The organism is Tardiphaga alba, from assembly GCF_018279705.1.
GTDB lineage: Bacteria > Pseudomonadota > Alphaproteobacteria > Rhizobiales > Xanthobacteraceae > Tardiphaga > Tardiphaga alba.
The window spans coordinates 4,761,752-4,783,735 of record NZ_CP036498.1; the positions used below are offsets into that span (position 1 = coordinate 4,761,752).

At 62.3% G+C, this 21,984-nt stretch carries 16 protein-coding genes, 2 pseudogenes and 1 riboswitch; all 18 genes and pseudogenes read right to left on the minus strand.

Annotation, left to right across the window (positions count from 1 at the left end; genetic code table 11):
• Window positions 1-116 precede the first annotated feature (116 nt).
• Entirely contained in the window at window positions 117-434 is a 318-nt protein-coding gene (locus tag RPMA_RS22800; RefSeq protein ID WP_211909919.1) for an AzlD family protein, read from the minus strand.
• A complete protein-coding gene (locus RPMA_RS22805) occupies window positions 431-1,171 on the minus strand; it encodes an AzlC family ABC transporter permease (RefSeq protein ID WP_211909920.1) in 741 nt (246 codons plus the stop codon). The genes RPMA_RS22800 and RPMA_RS22805 overlap by 4 nt, the downstream gene beginning before the upstream one ends.
• Window positions 1,172-1,458: 287 nt before the next feature.
• Window positions 1,459-2,583, minus strand: coding sequence for a ribonucleotide-diphosphate reductase subunit beta (locus tag RPMA_RS22810; RefSeq protein WP_211909921.1), 1,125 nt, complete (start codon window positions 2,581-2,583; stop codon window positions 1,459-1,461).
• 133 nt (window positions 2,584-2,716) lie between these two features.
• Window positions 2,717-5,532: pseudogene (locus tag RPMA_RS22815) on the minus strand (ribonucleoside-diphosphate reductase subunit alpha).
• 213 nt (window positions 5,533-5,745) lie between these two features.
• A riboswitch (cobalamin riboswitch) is annotated at window positions 5,746-5,957 on the minus strand.
• 49 nt (window positions 5,958-6,006) lie between these two features.
• Window positions 6,007-7,254 carry a glycosyltransferase family 87 protein gene (locus tag RPMA_RS22820; protein ID WP_211909922.1) on the minus strand — a complete coding sequence of 416 codons (1,248 nt, stop codon included), beginning with the start codon at window positions 7,252-7,254 and terminating at the stop codon, window positions 6,007-6,009.
• A 257-nt stretch (window positions 7,255-7,511) separates the two neighbouring features.
• Entirely contained in the window at window positions 7,512-9,428 is a 1,917-nt protein-coding gene (gene ftsH / locus RPMA_RS22825; RefSeq protein ID WP_211909923.1) for an ATP-dependent zinc metalloprotease FtsH, read from the minus strand.
• Between the two features lie 195 nt (window positions 9,429-9,623).
• Window positions 9,624-10,658 carry a tRNA lysidine(34) synthetase TilS gene (gene tilS / locus RPMA_RS22830; protein ID WP_211913781.1) on the minus strand — a complete coding sequence of 345 codons (1,035 nt, stop codon included), beginning with the start codon at window positions 10,656-10,658 and terminating at the stop codon, window positions 9,624-9,626.
• Window positions 10,659-10,686: 28 nt separating this feature from the next.
• Window positions 10,687-11,082 (minus strand): bleomycin resistance protein, encoded by a 396-nt coding sequence (locus tag RPMA_RS22835; protein WP_211909924.1) that lies wholly within the window; start codon window positions 11,080-11,082, stop codon window positions 10,687-10,689.
• 53 nt (window positions 11,083-11,135) lie between these two features.
• Window positions 11,136-12,151: pseudogene (gene ybgF / locus RPMA_RS22840) on the minus strand (tol-pal system protein YbgF).
• Between the two features lie 195 nt (window positions 12,152-12,346).
• The gene (gene pal, locus RPMA_RS22845) at window positions 12,347-12,844 is read right to left on the minus strand and encodes a peptidoglycan-associated lipoprotein Pal (protein WP_211909925.1); all 498 of its coding nucleotides are present in this window, start codon (window positions 12,842-12,844) and stop codon (window positions 12,347-12,349) included.
• Window positions 12,845-13,124: 280 nt separating this feature from the next.
• Window positions 13,125-13,865 (minus strand): N-acyl amino acid synthase FeeM domain-containing protein, encoded by a 741-nt coding sequence (locus RPMA_RS22850; protein WP_408056560.1) that lies wholly within the window; start codon window positions 13,863-13,865, stop codon window positions 13,125-13,127.
• 169 nt (window positions 13,866-14,034) lie between these two features.
• Complete coding sequence (locus RPMA_RS22855; RefSeq protein WP_211909932.1) at window positions 14,035-16,365, minus strand: putative bifunctional diguanylate cyclase/phosphodiesterase; 2,331 nt, start codon at window positions 16,363-16,365, stop codon at window positions 14,035-14,037.
• Window positions 16,366-16,551: 186 nt separating this feature from the next.
• On the minus strand, window positions 16,552-17,877 hold the full coding sequence (gene tolB, locus RPMA_RS22860) for a Tol-Pal system beta propeller repeat protein TolB (RefSeq protein WP_211913782.1): 1,326 nt from the start codon (window positions 17,875-17,877) through the stop codon (window positions 16,552-16,554).
• A 53-nt stretch (window positions 17,878-17,930) separates the two neighbouring features.
• Entirely contained in the window at window positions 17,931-18,974 is a 1,044-nt protein-coding gene (gene tolA / locus RPMA_RS22865; protein ID WP_249225353.1) for a cell envelope integrity protein TolA, read from the minus strand.
• Window positions 18,975-19,013: 39 nt separating this feature from the next.
• Window positions 19,014-19,487, minus strand: coding sequence for a biopolymer transporter ExbD (locus RPMA_RS22870; protein WP_211909937.1), 474 nt, complete (start codon window positions 19,485-19,487; stop codon window positions 19,014-19,016).
• A 37-nt stretch (window positions 19,488-19,524) separates the two neighbouring features.
• Window positions 19,525-20,235: a protein TolQ gene (gene tolQ / locus RPMA_RS22875; RefSeq protein ID WP_211909939.1), complete on the minus strand. Its 711-nt coding sequence runs from the start codon at window positions 20,233-20,235 to the stop codon at window positions 19,525-19,527.
• A gap of 383 nt (window positions 20,236-20,618) precedes the next feature.
• The gene (locus tag RPMA_RS22880) at window positions 20,619-21,101 is read right to left on the minus strand and encodes a DUF2852 domain-containing protein (RefSeq protein ID WP_211909940.1); all 483 of its coding nucleotides are present in this window, start codon (window positions 21,099-21,101) and stop codon (window positions 20,619-20,621) included.
• A 128-nt stretch (window positions 21,102-21,229) separates the two neighbouring features.
• Complete coding sequence (locus RPMA_RS22885) at window positions 21,230-21,934, minus strand: TetR/AcrR family transcriptional regulator (RefSeq protein ID WP_211909942.1); 705 nt, start codon at window positions 21,932-21,934, stop codon at window positions 21,230-21,232.
• Window positions 21,935-21,984 lie beyond the last annotated feature (50 nt).

The window sequence follows — 21,984 nt, forward strand, 5'->3', positions numbered from 1 at the left end:
TGGGTTCAAGGTTTTGCGCGGTTCGACAGTCGCCCCGCCAGAAGAGATGAACACCAGTTCCTACTCTTTGACAAGGCATTTTGCGCATAACGGGATTCACTTTTTCGGGCAGGTCGTTAGCCCCCAAACCCCAGTGCCCGGGCAGCTGCCGCGACCGCCATTCCCGTGATCACAGCGATGAAGTCGTTACGGCGGATGATGGTGACAGCCATGGCGGCGGCAATGGCAAAAATCACCACGGGACCGCCATTCACGGCCACCGGCAACGCGGCGGCGACGATGATCGAGCCCGGCAGCGCATCCAGCATCCGGCGGACGCGGGGCGTGACATTCACATAGCCCATCAGCCAGTAGCCGCCGAGGCGGGACGCCACCGTGACGGCCGTCATCACGGCGAAAGCCAGCATCACGTCGCTGCGCAAAAAGTCAGTCATGCCGCAGCTCCCGCCTTTTCGGGCTCGTCCATGAAGCCGGCGCTCAATGCCCCCGACAGCGCGCCGGCGATGATGAACCACCAGCCGGCTACCAGCCAGTGAACGAGGAGCGCAACGACGCCGGAGACCACCCAGGGGATGGCGCGGCGCGGCCCCTTCCAGGCCGGCACGAGCATGGCGGCATAGAAGGCCGGCATAACCAGATCGACGCCGTATTTCTTGGGATCGGTGAGTTGCTCCGCCAGCAGGAAGCCCGGGATCGCCGCCACCAGCCAGACCAGATACAGCACGATGCCGCCGCCGACATAAAACATGGCATCGGCGCCGCCGCGATCGCGATAGCGCATGGCCGCGAGCCAGCCGCCATCGGTCACCAGCAGCATGGAGGAATAGGCCTGCCATGCGGGCAGCGTCCCGAACCATGGCCGCAGCGTCGCGCTCATCAGCATGAAGCGGATGTTGACGGTCAGCGTCAGCAGCGCGAGCGTCGCGATGGTGCCGGGCGTCAGCACCTCCGGCCAGGATTGCACGGCCACGAATTGTGACAACCCGCCATAGACCGTGCCCATCATGACCACGACTTCGGCCAGCGAAAAACTCTTCTGGGCGCAGAGCGCACCGAAGGCCATGCCGAAAGCCAGCGTGCCGGGCAGCATCGGCCCGATGGCGACAATGCCGGGCACGATGGCGGCGCGCGACCAGTAAGCCGGCGCCTTGGGGATGTGAGTGTTGTGCATGGACGATCCGTGTGACGCCAGCATGGGTGCTGGCATCACAGGATCAGGTCAAGCCACGCCGCCTCATGAGCGCCATGCAGCGGCATATGAGACGAAAGGCGAAGCACTTCTGTTCATGGCAGCGAACCAGCTGCCTGCCGTCATTGCGAGGAGCACTTGCGACGAAGCAATCCAGTTCTTTCCGACTTAGTGGCTTGTGGATTGCTTCGTCGCTTCGCCAAAGGGAAAGCCGACGGCTTTCCCTGACCTCGCAATGACGAGCTTGTGGGCCAGCTCAATCCGAACGCCTAGTCCCAGCTGAGCGCGCCGCCGTTCTGATATTCGATCACGCGGGTCTCGAAGAAGTTCTTCTCCTTCTTCAGGTCCATCGCTTCCGACATCCACGGGAAGGGATTTTCCGTCTCCGCGAACACCGGCGCGAGGCCGAGTTGGGCGCAGCGGCGATTGGCGATGAAGTGCATATAAGTCTCGCACAGCGCCGCATTCAGCCCGAGGAAGCCGCGCGGCATGGTGTCCCGGCCATAAGCAGCTTCAAGCTCCGCGGCTTCGCGGATCATGTTGCGGATCTCGTCCTGGAATTGCTTGGTCCAGAGATGCGGGTTCTCGATCTTGATCTGGTTGATGACGTCGATGCCGAAATTCAGGTGAATCGATTCATCGCGCAGGATGTATTGATACTGCTCGGCGATTCCCACCATCTTGTTGCGGCGGCCGAGCGACAGGATCTGCGCGAAACCGGTATAGAACCACATGCCTTCGAAGATCACATAGAAGGCCACGAGATCGCGGACGAATGCCTGGTCGTTTTCGGGCGTTCCGGTCTTGAAGTCGGGATCGTCGAGATGCTGGGTGTGCTTGAGCGCCCATGCCGCCTTGTCGGTGATCGACGGCACCTCGCGATACATGTTGAACAGCTCGCCCTCGTCGAGACCGAGGCTTTCGACGATGTATTGGAACGTGTGCGTGTGCACCGCCTCCTCGAAGGCCTGGCGCAGCAGATACTGCCGGCATTCGGGATTGGTGAGGTGGCGATAGATCGCCAGCACGATGTTGTTGGCGACCAGCGACTCCGATGCGGCGAAGAAACCCAGATTGCGCTTGATGGCGCGGCGCTCGTCCTCGGTGAGGCCGTCACGCGACTTCCACAGCGCGATGTCGGCCTGCATGGAGACTTCGGTGGGCATCCAGTGATTGTTGCAGCCCGCGAGATACTTCTCCCACGCCCATTTGTATTTCAGCGGCAGCAGCTGATTGACGTCGGCGCGGCAGTTGATCATCCGCTTTTCATCGACGGAGACGCGGCCGCCGGAACGGTCGATCTCGCCGAGACCGGTGGCGTCGGTGGGCGCTTCAGGGAGCGGAATGAATGCGGGAGCCTTGGGGGCGGAGGAGGTGTCGGACCAGTCGAGCATGGGGTGTTCTTTCTAAGGATCTAAAGCTCCGTCATGGCCGGGCTTGTCCCGGCCATCCACGCCTTCGCTTGCGACTAAGGCGTGGATACCCGGCATTCGCCGGGCATGACGGCTGTGAGAGACGGCGTTGCCCTTACTGGCACGCCTCGCATTCGGGATTGTCGATCGAGCACGCCATCACGGTGGACAGATCCGGCGCGGTGAGGTCTGACGACTTCACCAGGATTGGCGCAGCCGACACGCCTGTCGCGGAAACCGCATTGAGCTTGCCGTCGGTGCCCTTCAGCGTGGACTTCTCCACATGGGTCGCGCTGCGCGAGCGCAGGTAATAGGTCGTCTTCAGACCCTTGGTCCACGCCATGCGATAGAGCTGATCCAGCTTCTTGCCCGACGGATTGGCGATGTAGAGATTGAGCGACTGCGCCTGATCGATCCACTTCTGGCGACGTGCCGCGGCCTCGATCAGCCAGGCGCTATCGATCTCGAACGAGGTCGCATAAAGCGCCTTCAAATCGCTCGGCACGCGGTCGATGGCTCCGACACTGCCGTCGAAATATTTGAGGTCCGAGACCATCACCTCGTCCCACAGCCCGCGCTTCTTGAGATCGCGCACCAGGAACGCGTTCACCACGGTGAAATCGCCCGACATGTTCGATTTCACATAGAGATTCTGATAGGCCGGCTCGATCGACTGCGCGACGCCGCAGATATTGGAGATCGTCGCCGTCGGCGCGATCGCCATCACATTGGAATTGCGCATGCCGGTGGTCTTCACGCGCTCGCGCAGGCTGGCCCAGTCAAGCGTCTGCGAGCGATCCATGTCGAGACCGCCGCGGGCTTCCGCCACCAGTTCGATGGAATCGATCGGCAGGATGCCGCGGCTCCACAGCGACCCGTCATAGGACGGATAGCGCCCGCGTTCAGCGGCGAGATCCACCGAAGCCGAGATGGCGTGATAGGCGATCGCCTCCATGCTGAGATCAGCGAATTCAACGGCGGCGTCCGATGCCATCGCGAGACCGAGCGTATGCAGTGCGTCCTGATGGCCCATCAGGCCCAGACCGACCGGACGATGCTTGAGATTGGAACGACGCGCTTCCGGAATGGTGTAGAAATTGATGTCGATGACATTGTCGAGCATGCGCATCGCTGTCGTCACGGTGCGCTGCAGGCGGGCATGATCAATGCCCTGCTCCGTCACGTGATGCAGCAGATTGACCGAGCCGAGATTGCAGACGGCGACCTCATCATCCGACGTGTTCAGCGTGATCTCGGTGCAGAGATTCGACGAATGAATCACGCCGGCATGCTGCTGCGGCGAACGCAGATTGCAGGGGTCCTTGAAGGTGATCCAGGGATGGCCGGTCTCGAACACCATGGTGAGCATGCGCCGCCACAGATCGGTGGCACGCACCGTCTTGAACACGCGCATCTCGCCGCGCGCCGCCTTCGCCTCATAGGCGGCGTAGCGCTCGGCAAACGGCTTGCCATAGAGATCGTGCAGGTCCGGTGTCTCGTCCGGCGAAAACAGCGTCCATTCGCCATCTTGTTCGACGCGCTGCATGAACAGGTCCGGCACCCAGTTGGCCGTGTTCATGTCGTGGGTGCGGCGGCGATCGTCGCCGGTGTTCTTGCGGAGGTCGAGGAATTCCTCGATGTCCACGTGCCAGGTCTCGAGATAGGCGCAGACCGCGCCCTTGCGCTTACCGCCCTGGTTGACGGCGATGGCGGTGTCGTTCGCGACCTTCAGGAACGGCACGACGCCCTGGCTCTCGCCATTGGTGCCCTTGATATGCGCGCCCAACCCGCGCACGCGGGTCCAGTCATTGCCGAGGCCGCCGGAATATTTTGCCAGCAGCGCATTATCCTTCACGGCTTTGAAGATGCCGTCGAGATCATCGGCCACGGTGGTGAGGAAGCAGGAGGACAGCTGCGGCCGCTGGGTGCCGGCATTGAACAGCGTCGGCGTCGAGGCCATGAAATCGAAGGACGACAAGAGATTGTAGAATTCGATGGCGCGGGCTTCGCGATCGATCTCGCGCAGCGCGAGGCCCATGGCGACGCGCATGAAGAAGGCCTGCGGCAGCTCGATGCGGTTACCCCGACATGCAGGAAATAGCGGTCATACAGCGTCTGCAGACCGAGGAACTGGAACTGCAGATCGCGTTCCGGCTTCAATGCAGCGGCGATCTTCTTGAGATCGAAGCGCGCAAGCTCGGGATCGAGCAGTTCGGCTTCGATGCCCGTCTTCACATAAGCGCCGAAATACTCCGCATAGCGCGTAGCCATGTCGGCCTGCGAAGCCGAATTTGGCACGCCATGCACATAGGTCAGAACTTCGGTGCGCAGCTTGTCGAGCAGCAGGCGCGCGCTGACATAGGTGTAGTTCGGTTCCTGCTCCACGAGCGTACGCGCGGCCATGATGCCGGCCAGCGCCAGTTCGTCCAGCGTGATCCCGTCATAGAGATTGCGCTTCGTCTCCTCCAGCACCGGCGCTGCATCGACACCATCGAGACCAGCACAGGCTTCGTTGACGATCAGCGCCAGACGCGCGGCATCAAGCGGCACACGCGTGCCACTGGCGAGCGTCACATGTAGCGCAGGCACGGCCGGAACAGCGGCTGGCTTCGCGGCGGCTTCCTCGGCACGACGACGGGCACGCTCCTCGCGATACAGCACATAAGCACGCGCCACCTTGTGGTGCTCGCTGCGCATCAGCGCCAGTTCGACCTGATCCTGCACGTCCTCAATGTGGAAGGTGCGCCCCTCCCCGATCCGCCGCGTCAGCGCGGCAAAAACCTCGCCGGTCAGCTGCTCGACAGCTTCATGAACGCGGCGAGATGCAGCGGCGGTGTTGCCTTCGACGGCGAGGAAAGCCTTGGTCATGGCCACCGAAATCTTGCCGGCATCGAAGGGCGACACCGTGCCATTGCGACGGATCACCTGCATGGACGGCTCGCGCGCAGGCACGACATTCGATTCGGAGGGTTGATGGGCAAGCACGGCATCGTGGCCGTTGGCGAGAGCGTGAGACGTGGAAGGCATCGGCAGGACCCCGTGTGATGCATCAAGCTGTGGGGGCTGGGGCCGAAGGTGCGTGCATCACTGCCGGGCGGACGCGCGGCATTGCCTGCAAGCGACCGCTGGGACACCCCGCCCATGGACGTTTCTGGTGTCACGGCAGGTCTCCTGACTCGCAGATCAAGCGTTTGTTTCGGTCTTCCCGGAGCGGTGAGGCCCCAGTGACGTGGTCGAAACAAACTCTCTGCTTACAGTTGCGGGGGCAGCGCCGGCCTAGCTCCATCAGAGCGCACCGGCTTCCCTATTATCTACCAAGTCTTGCGACAGGGCGGACCATGACATCTACATTTGGTGTGACCCGCGGCGAAGTGTCAAGCGCGCTGTGAGTTTCCTGAAAAGAAATCAGGCGGGGCTGTTGGTACCGTGGACAACTGCCTGGCCAAGAACGGCACCCGCCCGCCCAGCATTGCCGCCAAGGGCGCGATGGACCCGTATGCCCACCATCAGCGCGACCAGCAACGTGGCCCCGAAACCGGTCGGTGCAGCGCCGAGAAACTGGTAGGCGATGAGCATGACGACGGCGAGACCCAGCAGCGGCAGCTCGTGACGCAGGAAGCCCTCGGACAATCCCACCCGCAGGATGAAGCCGGCTGCAATCGCCAGCACCATCACGTCATAAAGAAACAGATAAGGCGTCGCGAGCAGTGCGCCGATCGCCAATGCTGCCGCCTTCCACTCGTAGCGCGCATGGCTGCGCCACAGCCACACCAGCGTCGAAGCAACGATGGCGAGAAGACTCCAATGCAGCGCCCAGGCCAGCGTCTCGCTGCCATCGAAGTAACGCACCAGCGCGAAGATGCTCTGCATCTTGCCGAACGGCGCGCGGCCCTCGACAAGGAAGGCCTGCGAGAACATCGGCATCCAGTGGAAAAAGGCCTGCCAGCTTTCGGTGCCGAAGGCGAGCCACGACACGACCGCGAGCGACACCGTGGTCACACCGGCGCTGATGAAAACGCGCCATTGCGCGGCAGCGATCAGCACCAGCGGAAACAGCACGCCATATTGCGGCTTGTAGCTGAGCAGACCGAGGCAGATGCCGGCCAGGATCGGCCGCGTCGGCAGCAAGACCAGCGTGCCGCCGATCAATGCCGCAGTGAGAAAGCCGTTCTGTCCCACCAGAACATTGGTGAAGACGACAGGGATAGCAGCCGCGGCCAGCAAGCCGAACGGGCGCCCGACGATCGCGCGCATGACCATGAGATAAGGCACCGCGCTGACCATGGCCCATCCGACAAAAGCCACCGCATAGGGAAATTTCGCAAGCAGGGCCGCGACGAACAGGAATGGTGGCGGATAGTGCCAGGCGAAATTGCCGGGATAGCTCTGGCCGAGCACCGCGATTTGCAGCGTCTTCTGGATGTCCCAGTCATAGGCCCATGCGGGATGGCCATCGAGCACGAGGCGGCCGGCGGAATAGACATTGATGAAGTCAGTGGGCGCGCCCAGGCCGCTTGGTTCAAAGATCCATCCGCGCCCGAAATACATGAAGAAGGACGCGATCTGCAGGATCGCGAGAACGGCGCAGACGATCAGCAGCGCCGGAGGAATTGCTCCGCGCTGGGGCAACGTCATGTTCAAAGGCGTCGTCATGCGGTTCCCGGCACGGGTGAGGATGCAGGCGACAGTGCCGGGGGAAGTTTGAGGAAGGTTTAAGCCGCAACGCGCAGCCTTCCCGCCGTCATTGCGAGCGCAGCGAAGCAATCCAGAAAGCCAAGAGCTGGATTGCTTCGTCGCTTCGCCAAGGGGAAAGCGAAAGCTTTCCCTGACCTCTCAACGACGACTGGTTCTGATGCCCAAACAAAAACGCGGCCTTTCGGCCGCGTTTTGCGATTTGATGGATGATGGCGTTACGCCTGCGGCTGCGGCTCCATGCCCGAATCCGGGCGCGGGCGCGGCTTGCCGGCGGGCGGCACGGCCGAGGAACGCGGGGTCGAGGGTTCGAGCACCGACTCGCGGTTCGGCTTCTTGCCGTCGAGCAGGTCCTTGATTTCGTCGCCGGAGAGCGTTTCGAATTCGAGCAGGCCCTTGGAGAGGGTTTCGAGGTCGTCGCGCTTCTCGGTGAGAATGCGGGTCGCTTCCTTGTAACCGTCCTCGACGAGACGACGCACTTCCGAGTCGATCTTCTGCGCGGTGGCTTCCGAGACCGCCTGCTGGCGCCCCATCTGCATGCCGAGGAACACCTCGTCATTATTGTCGCCATAGGAGACGGTGCCGAGCTCTTCCGACAGGCCCCAACGGGTAACCATCATGCGGGCCAAGCGGGTGGCCTGATCGATATCCGACGAGGCGCCCGAAGTGACCTTGTTGCGGCCGAAGATCAGCTCTTCGGCGACACGGCCGCCCATCATGATGGCGAGGCGCGAGGTCATCTGCTCCAGCGACATCGACATCTTGTCGCGTTCCGGCAGCTGCATGACCATGCCGAGCGCGCGGCCGCGCGGAATGATCGTCGCCTTGTGGATCGGATCGGTGGCAGGGACATTGAGGCCGACGATGGCGTGACCACCTTCGTGATAGGCCGTCAGCATCTTCTCTTCCTCGGACATCACCAGCGACTTGCGCTCGGCGCCCATCATCACCTTGTCCTTGGCCTCTTCGAATTCGCTCTGGGTCACCATGCGCTTGTTGCGGCGCGCGGCGGTGAGAGCGGCTTCGTTGACGAGGTTCATCAGGTCGGCGCCGGAGAAACCGGGGGTGCCGCGGGCGATGGTCTTGAGGTTGATATCCGGCGCCAGCGGCACCTTGCGGACATGGACCTTGAGGATCTGTTCGCGGCCCACGACATCCGGATTCGGCACCACGACCTGACGGTCGAAGCGGCCCGGACGCAGCAGCGCGGGATCCAGCACGTCCGGACGGTTGGTGGCGGCGATCAGGATCACGCCCTCATTGGCCTCGAAGCCGTCCATCTCGACCAGCAACTGGTTGAGGGTCTGTTCCCGCTCATCGTTGCCACCGCCCAGACCAGCGCCACGATGCCGACCGACCGCATCGATTTCGTCGATGAAGATGATGCAGGGCGCGTTCTTCTTGGCCTGCTCGAACATGTCACGGACGCGGCTTGCGCCGACGCCGACGAACATTTCGACGAAGTCCGAACCCGAAATGGTGAAGAACGGCACATTAGCTTCGCCCGCAACCGCACGCGCGATCAGGGTCTTACCGGTGCCGGGAGGGCCGACCAGCAGCACGCCGCGTGGGATGCGTCCGCCCAGGCGCTGGAACTTGCCGGGGTCGCGCAGGAATTCGACGATCTCCTGCAAATCCTGCTTGGCTTCGTCCACACCGGCGACGTCTTCGAAGGTCACGCGACCATGCGCCTCAGTGAGCATCTTCGCCCGAGACTTGCCAAAGCCCATGGCCTTGCCGGCGCCGCCCTGCATCTGGCGCGACAGGAATATCCAGACGCCGATGAGCGCGATGAACGGGAGCCATGACACGAGCAGCGACACGAACCACGGCACGTTATCGCCCGGCGCCTTCGCGGTGATGGAGACCTTGGCGTCATACAGACGCTTGATCAGCGTCGGGTCAGACGGCGCATAGGTGTGGAAAGTCGAGCCATTGGTGAAGGTGCCGTTGATCTCCGGCCCCTGGATCACGACGTCGCGGACGCGGTTCTGATCGACCTCGCTGAGAAGCTGCGAGAACGAGATGTCCTGCGAGGCGGCGCGCTGACCGGGATTCTGGAAGAGCGTGAACAGCGCCAGCAGCAGCAGCACGATAATGACCCAGAGGGCGAAATTGCGCAGATTCGCGTTCATCGATCTTCCTTCGTCACCGCTGGAATGAGCGGCTCTCTTCCCTTGATTCGCCACAAGGCGATCACCCTGGGTCAGTCGGTTGCAATTTAAGTGCGACAGGGGCCGCTGCCAAGGGAACTGGCACGGACTATTTAGCGCATCTAGGCGCTTTTCCGGTTCAAATCATGGCGCGACGGCCTGCTTTTCTGGAGGTGGTTAAGGCCTTTTACGCGATGCCGCGCGGCGGGGCGGCGCCGACGCAATCTTCAACCGGTGGCGCGTGAGCGAAATGACCGCGCCGGCGAGCGTTTGTTTCAGCAGGATACCGCTTCTTGTCCCCTCCATGGCCTGTTCCATCGCCAGGGCCAGGCTCTCCGCCTTGCCGAGTTCGGCGGGACCTTCGCGGCCGACCGCATTAATCATCCGCAGCAGCAGACGAACGCGAATTTCCTCGGCCAGGCCCATGAAAGCCCCTGCATCGATGGCATCGGGTGCGCGGCCGGGATTGCGGAGGGCCAGAAACCGCTCGGCGCCATCGGCCATCAATTCGAGCGCCGCGTCCGCGCGGGCCATGCGGGCGGCCAGCCGCGCTAATGCATGCGGCCCCAGCCCTTCGGCGGCCAGAACGGGCATCAAAGCGCGCAGCCGCGGACGGGTAAAATGCGGGTCCGCATTGGTGGGATCGACGGCATAGGCAATCCCGGCTTTGTCGAGCGTCGCGATCAGGGCCGCCTTCGACAACGGCAAAAGCGGGCGCGCGATCCGAATGCCGTCGCGCTCGGTCTGATCGGTCATTGCCGCGAGACCCGTAAGCCCGCTCCCACGCGCCATCCGCATCAGCACCGTTTCGGCCTGATCATCACGCGTATGCGCCGTCAGCACGTGACTTGCGCCCGCAGTCCGCGCGGCGCGGGCGAGCAACCTATAACGGGCGTCGCGCGCCGCGGCAGGGAGGCCGGTTTTGGGCTTGTCACCGGTCCAGCGAAGGGTTCGGTGCGGGAGACCGAGCGATGCAGCGAGACGCTTCACCTCGCGCGCTTCCGCAGCACTTTCCTTGCGCAAGCCATGATCGACGGTGACCACATGGAGCGCCGGACCACTTTTTCGGGCACGCCGCCACCGCGCCATCAGCCAAAGTAAAGCGATGGAATCCGGCCCGCCGGATACAGCCAGCACCAACGCAGGCGCACCCGCGAATCCCGCAAACAGCGCGCGAGCATCCGCTGCAGCAACGGGACCGTCGGATGACATGCCTGCAGGAGAACCGCCGTAGCTCATGTCATCCCGCGTCGTGCGCAGCGGCGGTCGATTCCATGCCGAACGTCAGGCGGTTGCCATCGGGATCGTCGAGATCGAAATCGCGCATACCGTAAGGACGGTCACCGGGCGGCTCTATGATGACCGCACCGCGTGACTGCATGTCCGCGCAAAGCGCATCGACTTCCGTGACAAAAATATTCACCGCGCCCTGCCCTGCGCCACGCCGGGTGCGGTGCGCGGCCTGGAAGTGAATAACGACATTGTCACGTTCGACGCCGCCGTAAAACACCGGTTCGCCATAGGTGAAGGCGACCTCGAAGCCGAGCACGTCACGATAATAAGCGACGCTTTTCAGCACATCCTGGACGACGAACAAGGTCGCGGCAGCGCAGAATTTCGGGGCGGGAGACGTCATCAGACAAAGCTCCTACTTCGTCGGCAACGACCACCAAGCTTCACCGTCGAAGTCTAGCACTTGTTGCGCTTCTGCTCGCGGTCCACGCCCTGCTTCACGCCGGTCGAGGCACGCGGATATTTGCGGGCGACTTCGCCGAACGCGGCGCAGGCGGCCTCCTTCTCCTTCAGCGCCGCCAGCGACTGCCCGAGCCGCAGCAGCGCGTCCGGCGCCTTGGCGGAAGTGTCGTATTTGCTGGTGACGCCGAGGAAGGATTGCGCGGCATCGCGATACTTCTGGCGCTGGAAATAGCTTTCACCGAGCCAATATTGCGAATCTGCGATCATCGGATCGTTGGGATACTTCTGGCCGAAATTGCGCATGGTCTCTTCGGCCAGCGCATAATCACGACGCTGCATGTAACCGAGGCCGAGGTCGAATTCGTCTTTGGGCGTAGCACCCGGGGGCAGTGTGGTCAGCGCTGGCGCGCCACCGCCCTGCCCGGCATTGTCGAGCGGCGCGGGCGCGTTCGGCACGCTCGCGGCCGGCGCATTGGCCTGCATGGGCAACTGGCCGCCGCCAAGCGCACGCGGCACGCCCGGCGCGTTAGGATTGGCGTTGGGGTCGAACGCGTCATTGCGGCGACCGGCGCGCGGGCGGCTGCCGGGTCGAGCACGACGGGCCCGGACGCAGCAGGGGCCTGTTGAGGCTGGGCGTAACCGGGCTGCTGCGCCATCGGTTGCTGCTGCGGAATCGGCTGGGTCGACGGAATGGCACCGACATTCGGCCGGGCTGCCGCTGCCGCAGCTGGCGGCGCGCCGCCGCCGGCCTGCAACTGGCGCAGCTGATCTTCGAGCTGGCGATTGCGGAACTGCAGCTCCTCGTTCTGGCCGGTCAGTCTGCGCAGCTGGCCTTCGAGCTGCTCGATCCGCATTTCCGGATCGACGCCGCCATCCTGCCGGCCATAGGTCTGCGGTCGCTGCTGTTCTTGCTGCTGCTGGCCCCAGAACTGCGCCGAGACCGGCGACGCCGTCACAAGCATTGAAGCGAAAAGCGCGGCACCGGCGAGCGACTGGAATTTGAATGACATTTTGGCCTGAGCGATGACTGATGCGCGCCCTGATGGCGCCCAAAACGATGAGTGTTGCACTACGCCGGAATTGTGACTGATGGCAGCGACAAAGCCGCCTCTGACACAAATAACCACTCGTACAAATAACCGCGAACACAAAAACGGCGCCCGCCCGGTCGGGCAGACGCCGCTCATGATATCACATCGAAACGCTTAGGCGCCGGCGTTCAGCACCGTTACCGCGCGGCGGTTCTGCGACCAGCACGAGATGTCGTTACACACCGCGACCGGGCGTTCCTTGCCATAGGAGATCGTGCGCATGCGGCTCGGATCGATGCCGCGCGAAGCCAGATAGCTGCGCACCGACTGGGCGCGGCGGGCACCGAGAGCGATATTGTATTCACGGGTGCCGCGCTCGTCCGCATGACCTTCAATGGTGAAGGAATAGCGGTTGTACTGCTGCAGCCACTGGGACTGCTTGTCGAGGGTGGCCATGGCCTGCGGCGACAGCTCGGTCTGGTCGCTTTCGAAGAACACGCGGTCGCCGACATTGACGACGAAGTCCTGCTGGCTGCCCGGAGCAGCCGCACCGGCCATCGCGCCATCGGCGCCACCCATACCGTTCTTGTTCGCGCAGGCGCCCATCGTGAGCGCCACGGCCAGTACGGCAGCCAGTTTCAATCCCTGGAGGATACGCATCTGCTGAATCATTCCCGGAGCCTCCAACGCTCACGCTTTACCCAACTGTCATTCGGTCTACAGGTCGTTGGTTAAGCGAACGTTCCGTCAACCTTGACGAGGTGTTGCCAAAACCGATCAAAAGCCACAGGCAGCCGAAAAGCAACGGCGTGGTTAATGCTTTGGAAATATGGCGCGACGGTGAAGCGACACGCGCAGCCGCCTGATTTTTCGCGGGAATCCACGGAAAACGGCCGCCACATCGCTGCGGCGGCCGTCTGATAGTCCGGATCAATCCCGTAACAGGCGTCGATTAAGCCTGTTGCCCCAGGGTCGCCTGCAGCAACTGGAACTCAGGCGCATGAAGGTCCGGCGCCAGCGGCTCGCTCTTGCGCTCGAACAGCGCCCGTCGCTCGAACTGGGTGGAGCGGAAATACGGGTAGCGCTCGAAGATCTTCTCGCGAACGACGTTGAAATCTGCCGCCATCAGGCAGAGCGGCTTCACCAGCGTCGGATAAGGACGCGGCTCGCAAAGCGGCGTCTGCAGGAATACGCGGCGATAGAAGGCGCGGTGTTCGGCGCGAACGGTCGCGGTGCCGATATCGGCGTTGAAATAGGCGCAGGCGACATAGCCGAGCCGAACCGTGAGATAGGGCAGTTCGGGAAATCTGGTGCGGTTGGCGGGATCCGCCACAAACCGGTTGGGATCGACGATGGTCTTCCCTGCCTCGATCTGGGGACGCAGGATATCGCCGAACGCGTCCACCGCCGGGGTTTCCGGATTGTCGGGCGAACCGACGCTGATCCGCAGCGAGCTCGCCAGCTCGCCATCCATATAGATGCCGAACGTCCAAGAATTCGGCAGGTCGTCGAAGCGGTCCTTCAGCCGACGCTCGGCCTTCGGCTCGATCGCCCCCTCATGAAGGTAAGCGCGGTATCGGAGGCTGTAGATCGCCTCTTTTTCCGCCTCGGTCTCGACTAACCGGTAATCAACACGGTCCAGGAGTTCATGGTTACGCGCGGAAAGGTCATTCACTTGATCGGCCGCAGCCATCATTCCAACTCCACGCCAACAACACGCCGGAAGTATGCGAGTAAGGGGAAGGTTAAAGCTTTCTTAAAAGTTGTCAAAGGTTCTGCCACAACGTGGTTAACCTTTTGCCTACTCATCATTGATGTAATGAATCGTGATTGTAGTGTGACGGGATCGTGAATGCCGGTCTTTACGCGGGGGCCCGGCTCGACTCGACGTCCAGAACGGCATCGATCTGGCGCCTGCCATGAGAGGCGTCGAGCAGTTGCCGAATGCGCGTTGCAGGCACCGGCCGGCTAAACAGATAGCCCTGGGCCTCGGTGATCGTGCCATCAGCACTGATCAGTTCGAGCTGCTCATTGGTCTCGATCCCTTCCACCACCACGGACATACCCAGGTCGGCGCTGAGACGGGCGACGCCACGCAGTAGCGTCAACGGACGATGGGTATCGATCCCCTCAAGGAAGGAGCGATCGATCTTCACCTTCTGCAACGGGAAATTATGCAGGTAGCTCAGGCTCGAATAGCCGGTGCCGAAATCGTCCAGGGAAATCCGGCAGCCCGCAGCATGCAGCTGTGCGAGCGCATCGTGGGTCCACTGCGTGTTACGCAACAAGGACGACTCGGTGATTTCGATTTCGAGGCGATGCGCCGGCAGTCCCGATACTTCCAGAGCGTAACGGACTTCGCTCAGGACATCGCGCTGATGGAACTGCTGCGATGAGAAGTTGACGGCGACGCTGACCGCCTCCGGCCACTTCATGCATTCGATGCACGCCTTGCGGAGAATCCAGCGACCGAGGTCCACAATCAACCCCATGTCTTCCGCGATCGGAATGATATCGACCGGCGACACGGTTCCGCGCACCGGATGATTCCAGCGCAGCAAGGCTTCACATGTGGAGATGCGGCCGGACTTCAGATTGACCAGCGGCTGATAGTAGATTTCGAACTCTTCGTTCGCGAGCGCCTTGCGCAGATCCAGCTCGAGCACGCGACGGGCTTCGACAGTCTGGGCCATCTCGTCACGGAAGAAGCAGAACGTCCCGCGGCCCGATGCCTTGGCGCGATACAGCGCCATATCGGCGTTCTTCAGGAGGTGGTCGGCGCTGACACCGGCTTCCGTCAAGGCAATGCCGACGCTGGCGCCGATTTCGACCTGATGATTATCGACTTCGTAGCGCTCGCTCAGATGTTCGACGATCCGGCGCGCGAGGTCCGCAGCATCGTGACTGTTCTTGATGCTGCGCTGGTAAACGACGAACTCGTCGCCGCCGAAACGCGCGACGAAATCCTCCGCGCGCAACATTCCGCGCAAGCGATCAGCCACCATGCACAGCAGCTCATCGCCACAGGGATGCCCCAGCGTATCGTTGACCTGCTTGAACTGATCGAGATCGACGAACAGCAGCGCGGACATCGCCGACCCGTCAGCCGTCTTGAGCATGCGGCCGATTTCGTTCCGGAAGCTCATGCGGTTCGGCAGGCCCGTCAGCTCATCGAACCGCGCCATATGACTGATGCGCGCTTCGGAATTCCGTCGCTCAGTAATATCTTCCAGCAGAACGACAGTACCGCCGCCCGGCATCGGCTGGAATTTCCAGGACAGCGCGCGCTCATTCTCGTGCGCGTGATCGATCGTGGTGATTTCAGCGGCCTGGGAGCTATCGATCTCGGCTTCGATGGTCATGCCACTGGCGGCAGACACCGAGCCGGCACTGACACAGAGAGAGACGAGATCGTGGACGCTGATGCCGCGCTCGACAGCGACATTGCCGGCGATCTCCATCATTTCGGCAAAGCGATTGTTGAGAACGGCCAACCGGCCGTCGGCACCGAACATGCACAGGCCGTTCGGCATGTTGTTGAGCGCCGTATCGAACTGACCTGCGATCGAACCAACACGCTCCGTCGCAAGCAACGCCTTCACATAGACGTCGTGCAGCCGCAGCGTGATCCGACGAAGACCGATGAAGAACAGAACGTTCAGGAAGGCGAAGCCGATATAGTAGAAGCCGCCATGAATGACCAAGGCCAGCGACATTGGTCCGCAAGCCAGCAAAACCTGCAGCTGCGCGATCTTTGGCCGGCCATAGGTTCGGCCAGCCCCGGCAGCGATATAGGCCACTGTCACCGCGGTTCCGAGCATATGGGCGACGGGATCATCACTGCCCAGCAGAACGACCCAGCACCACAGACCAAGCGCTGCCGCATAAAGCGAGCCGCCGATCATATAGTTCAGTTCCCAGCGCGCCGCCTCTTCCGGCGTCAGCACGGTCTGGCGTTTCTCGTATTTGCTGAGCTGGAGCGCACGCAGAGCGCCGATCGCGATGATCAGCGCGGCACACGGCCACAAGAGAGAATTGCCGGTCTTGACCGCAGTCATGACCGCGCCGGTGCCGGCGCAAACAGCGCCAGCCAGCATCGGAATGGGGTTTTCAAACAGGGAATCGACCAGCGCCGTGTAGATCGACGGCGACATCGACTTGCTATTCGTCCGGTTGTGATCAGCGAGCTGCATCGGGCGTTGGCGCGTCCTGTTCAGGCGCACATTGGTACCGGGTCCTGATGAACTCTTTCTGAGGGAACATCCTTAGCGAAGTATTTACGTCTTCGCATAAACAGAAAATCTGCGTGTAAATTCAGCACGGTGGGAAAAGATTGCCGGTATTCACCGGCGATCCGGGTATTGATTTTAATCAATCATTTACGACAGCAGCGGCGACCATGCGGGGTCGGACGCGAAGCCCGGTGTCGGGACCTTCAGCTCGTTACGGCCAGACACGTCGACGGAATACAGCGACGGACCTGGACCGGTCTCGCGGAAGAACATGACCACGCGGCCATTCGGCGCAAAGGTCGGGCCTTCATTATGATAACCCGAGGTGAGAATGCGTTCGCCCGAACCGTCCGGCTTCATGATGCCGATGGAGAACTGGCCGCCTCCCATCTTGGTGAAGGCGATGTAGTCGCCGCGCGGCGACCACACCGGCGTCGAGTAGCTGCCTTCCCCAAACGAGATGCGCTGCGCGCCGCCGCCGGTGGCGCCCATGACATAGATCTGCGGCTTGCCGCCGCGATCGCTTTCGAAACAGATGCGCTGGCCATCCGGGGAATAGGACGGCGACGTGTCGATCGCCGGCGTATCGGTGAGGCGCGTGGTGGACTTCGAGCGCAGATCCATCACGAACAGGTTCGAATTGCCGCCCTGCTGCAGACTCATGATGATCCGCTGGCCATCCGGCGAGAAGCGCGGCGCAAACGACATGCCGGGGAAATTGCCGACGATCTCGCGCTGCCCGGTCTCGATATTGAAGAGATAGACGCGCGGATCGCCCTGGCCGAACTCCATATAGGTGATCTCTTGCGTGGACGGCGAGAAGCGCGGCGTCAGCACCAGATCGGCACCGCGAGTCAGATAGCGCACATTGGCGCCGTCCTGATCCATCAGCGCCAAGCGCTTCACGCGACGCTCCTTGGCGCCGGTCTCGTCCACGAACACGATGCGGCTATCGAAATAGCCCTTTTCGCCGGTCAGGCGCTCATAGATCTGGTCGGAGATGATGTGGGCGATGCGGCGCCAGTATTCCGGCGACGTAAAGTATTGCTGGCCGGCGAGCTGCTGGCCGGTGGCGACATCCCACAGACGGAACTCGGCCTTGAGGCGGCCGTCACCCTGACGGGTCATGCGGCCGGTGACGAGGGCCTGCGCATTGACCGTCTTCCAGTTCTGGAAATTCGGCGGCGCATCGATATTGACGGTCTTCTCCACGAAGGCCGCCGGATCGATCGGCGCGAACAGGCCGCTACGCTTCAGGTTATTGGTGATGACCTGCGACACGCCATTGCTGACTTCATTATCGGCTCCGGTGCCGGCATTGAAAGTCGGGATCGCAATCGGCAGCGGCGCCACATTGCCTTCGGTGATCTGCACGCGGGCCTGGCCGAACGCGTTGCGCGCGCCGGTGCCAGCCAGCAGGCCGAGCGATCCAATGCCGGTGATGATCTGGCGGCGGCTCGGACGGGAAAACATCAGATGCGATCCATTCTTGTCGGTCATGTTACAGCTTTGCTCGGGCGGCCGGCTCAGGAAGCGCGCTCGGTGAAAACGGGTTCAAAGAACTTCCACTCTTCAAAGAAGGCCGCCGGCAACTTGTAGGGCTGGCAATCGATGATGGCACGCAGCGCGCTCTCTTGATAGACGCGGAAATACGGCGTCGATGGATTGCTGACAGCCGTTGGCTGGGCTTCCAGCGTGCCGTCGCGCTTCAGCTTGACGCTGAAAATGGCCTGGGTGAACTGCGCCTCGACGCCACCATACGGCTTCTTCCAGCAACGCTCGACCTGCGACTTGAACATCGCGCCCCAGGTGGCGACGTTGTTGGCCGCATTGCCCTTGGAGAGGCCCAGCGCTGCCGTCGGGTTCAGATCAGAGCCGGTCGCTGAGTTGCGGGTCGGATCACGCTTGTCGATCAGGGCTGCAATTTTCGACTGATCGAAAACGCGCTCGGCCTTTTTCGCCTCTTCAGCCTTGGCTTTTGCCTCTGCCTTGGCCTTCGCTTCGGCATCCGCCTTGGCTTTCGCTTCAGCCTTTGCCTTGGCTTCGGCTTTCGCCTTGGCCTGCGCTTCGGCCTTGGCCTTGGCTTCCGCCTTTGCCGCCGCTTCCGCTTCGGCCTTCTCTTCAGCCAATTCCTTCGCCTCTGCCGCTGCAGCGGCCTTCGCTTCCGCCTTGGCCTTGGCATCCGCTGCGGCCTTTGCAGCAGCTTCGGCCTTTGCCGCGGCTTCCGCCTTGGCGGCGGCTTCGGCGGCGGCCTTGTCTTCGGTCTTCGGCTGTTCCTTTGGCGCGACTTCGGTGATCACCGGCGGCTTCTTGTCGTCGATCTTGCCGACCGCCTCATCCGGCGGCTTGGCTTCCGCGATTTTCTCGACCTTGGGCTTAGGATTGTCCTTCTTGCCGGTGCGTTCACCAGCCATGGCCTTGGCGAGCTGGTCGTCGGAAATAACGTCCACCGCCACGGAATCTTCCGGATGCACTTCCAGTGCCTTGGAGTCGAAGGTGAACAGGCCCCAGCCGAACACGAGCAGATGCAAGGCGACGGACGCAACCAGCGTCTTATCGACCCTTGCCATCACTTCTTTCATTCTGCTCATGACCGCTGCGCCATCGCGTTACGATCCCTGCTCCGGCAGGATCACGATATTGGCCTTGAAGCCGGCAGCGCGCACCATGCCGAGCAGCTTCATCATGTCCGTGTAGCAAACGTCCCGATCACCGCGCAAAAACACGGTATTGTCCGTTTCCGTCCGCGTGGAGCGGATCGCGGTGATCTTGGCGGCCAATTCACTCTGCGGCACCAGCGCGTCGGCGATGTAGGTTTCCACGGCCGAGTTGCAGCTGCCGCCGGTGCGCTTCACTGAGACGGTGAGCGGCGGCGCGTTTTGCGACACCGACTTGCCGCCGCTGGCGATGGGCAGGTCGATATCGATGGTCGAGGTCATCAACGGCGCCGAGACCATGAAGATGATCATCAGCACCAGCATCACGTCGACCATCGGCGTGACGTTGATTTCAGCCATGACGGCAGCGCGCCGGCGTCCCCGCCGGCTACCGCCCCCACCGCCTGCTGCTGCATTCATCCCCATGATCGGGCACTCATCACGTCATTCAAACCATCGGCCATCAGGCGCGCTCGTCGATCTGGCGCGACAGGATGGCGGAGAACTCGTCGGCAAACCCCTCCAGGCGCAATGCCTGCCGGTTCACTTCTGCCGTAAATTTGTTGTAGAAAATGGTCGCCGGGATGGCGGCGATAAGGCCGATGGCGGTGGCGAACAGCGCTTCCGCGATGCCCGGAGCGACCACCGCAAGCGAAGTATTCTTCGACGCCGCGATGGCCTGGAAGCTCGTCATGATACCCCAGACGGTACCGAACAGGCCGACGAACGGACCAGCCGAACCGACCGTCGCCAGCACCAACAAACGACGCTCAAGGCGTTCGACTTCGCGGGCGATCGAGACGTTCATCACTTTGTCGATGCGCATCTGCAGGCCGGTGAAGGAGCGCGCCTGGCTCTCGAACGAACGCTTCCACTCGCGCATGGCGGCGACGAAACAGGCGGCCATCGACTGGGTCGGCTTGGCCGATAGCGCGCGATACAGATCCTCGATGGACTCGCCGGACCAGAAGGCCTGCTCGAAACGGTCCATGGCGCGACGGGAGCGCGAATAGAGGAACATCTTGTCGATCGCGATGGCCCAGACCCAGACCGAGCAACCGATCAGTCCGGCCATCACGGCCTTGACGATCCAGTGCGCCTGCAGGAACAGACCAATCAGCGACACGTCGGTCGACACCAGCGGCATGGCTGACTGTGCGACATCCGGATTCATTAGCGGTATCCTCTCAACGCAATATCCCCTTCGACCGGCATGCCCGCCGATCGATCATGCAGTCACGCGCCGAACCAGGCGCGATGGCGCCAGGGCACGTCCTTGTCTGTGGCATGGATGACCCGTCCGAGGCCGGGCCCTAAATTCCCTGCCAACATGTCAAAACAAGGGCTTCGCGCGCATTTCTGCGGCTCTTACCAGAGCCCGGCTATGGTTAATGTTGCGTTACCACGGGCTGTTTCACCGAGAAATGAAGCTCCGTTCGCTTGTTCGTGAAGAGTGCGTGACAGCACAAACGAAACCGCCCGCCTGTGGGGACAGGCGGGCGGTTGGGGAAGCGGAGCGGTGAACCGCCCTGCTCCGGTATTTTCATCCAGCTTACATCAACCCTGGGGCTGGTTGTTGTCGGCCGGCGGCGGGGTCGGGCGCTGGCGGTGCTGGGCCATGAACTGGTCGAACTCTTCCTTGTCCTTGGCGTGACGCAGGCGCTCCAGGAAGCTCTTGAACTCATGCTGCTCCTCTTCGAGGCGACGCAGGGTTTCGACGCGATATTCGTCGAAAGCGCGATTGCCCGACGTCGGTTCGCCGAAGCCGAAGCCGGCGCCGAAACCATGGCGTTCCATACGGCCGCGCATGCGCTCCATCTTGTCCTGCATCCGCTGCATCTTGTGTTCGAAACGACCCTGACGATCCCAGCAACCCATGTTTCTGCTCCCGAGTTTGAAGAAGAGAAGTGCGAGGCCAATCGGCCACCAGACGATGAAACCAAGAACGATCAGCACAATGTGCCATGGCGAACGAAGGCCATAGGTCACGCGCTCATCGTAGGGACGGCCCCAGCGATTGAGATCTGCGGTGTCAGACATCTTCCTCTCCATCGGCGGCACCATGCCGCTTGTGAATGTAAATAACATTTACATACGTAAACCACGGCCCGGTTTTGTCAAGGCGGGCACCGAGCCCGTCGCTCACATAATCGAGAGGTGACCTGCGACTATTTGGGCGCAGTCCCCCACGGGCCGGATTTCGGCTCTGCGGGTCTGTCCTTTTCGGGCGGCTTCTGGTCGGTCGGGAAGCCAAGCCCGCGCAAATAAATCAGCGCGCCGGCTTCCAGCAGATCGTCCGGCGACATCGGCAGCTTGCGGCGGGCGGCATCGCCGCGGCCGAACAACGATGCGATGCCGTGCGACATCGACCAGATATGCAGCGCCATCATCAGCGCCGGCGGACGCGGCACGCCCGGAGGCGTCAGCGCGGCAAGGCGCTCGGCAGCGGCGCGGATCACGCCGAAAGCACGCTCGCCCGCAGCAGTCAGCTCAGGGCTGGAATCCGCAGGTATTCCGGACTCGAACATCGCCGAATAGAAAGCGGGCTCGTTGCGGGCAAAGGCCAGATAGGCCTTGCCGAGGCGCTCGAACGCCGTAACCGTATTCGGACGGCCATCGTCCCAGGCCTGCGCCAGCGTCTGCTCGAACTGCTCGAAGCCGCGCTGGGCGATATTGGCCAGGAGATCATCACGGTCGCGAAAGTGGCGATATGGCGCAGCGGCACTGACGCCGGCCGTGCGCGCGGCGTCGGCGAAGGTGAAGCCTGCCGGCCCCTTCTCCGCGATCAGCCCCAGCGCTGCCTGCAGCAGCGCCTCTTTCAGATTGCCATGATGATAGCCGCGATCGCCGCGACGGTCCTTGTTCCAGCTCATGTGAAGGGCTTTTACATGAGCCGGATCAAGAGGTCATCCGGAAAGACGAC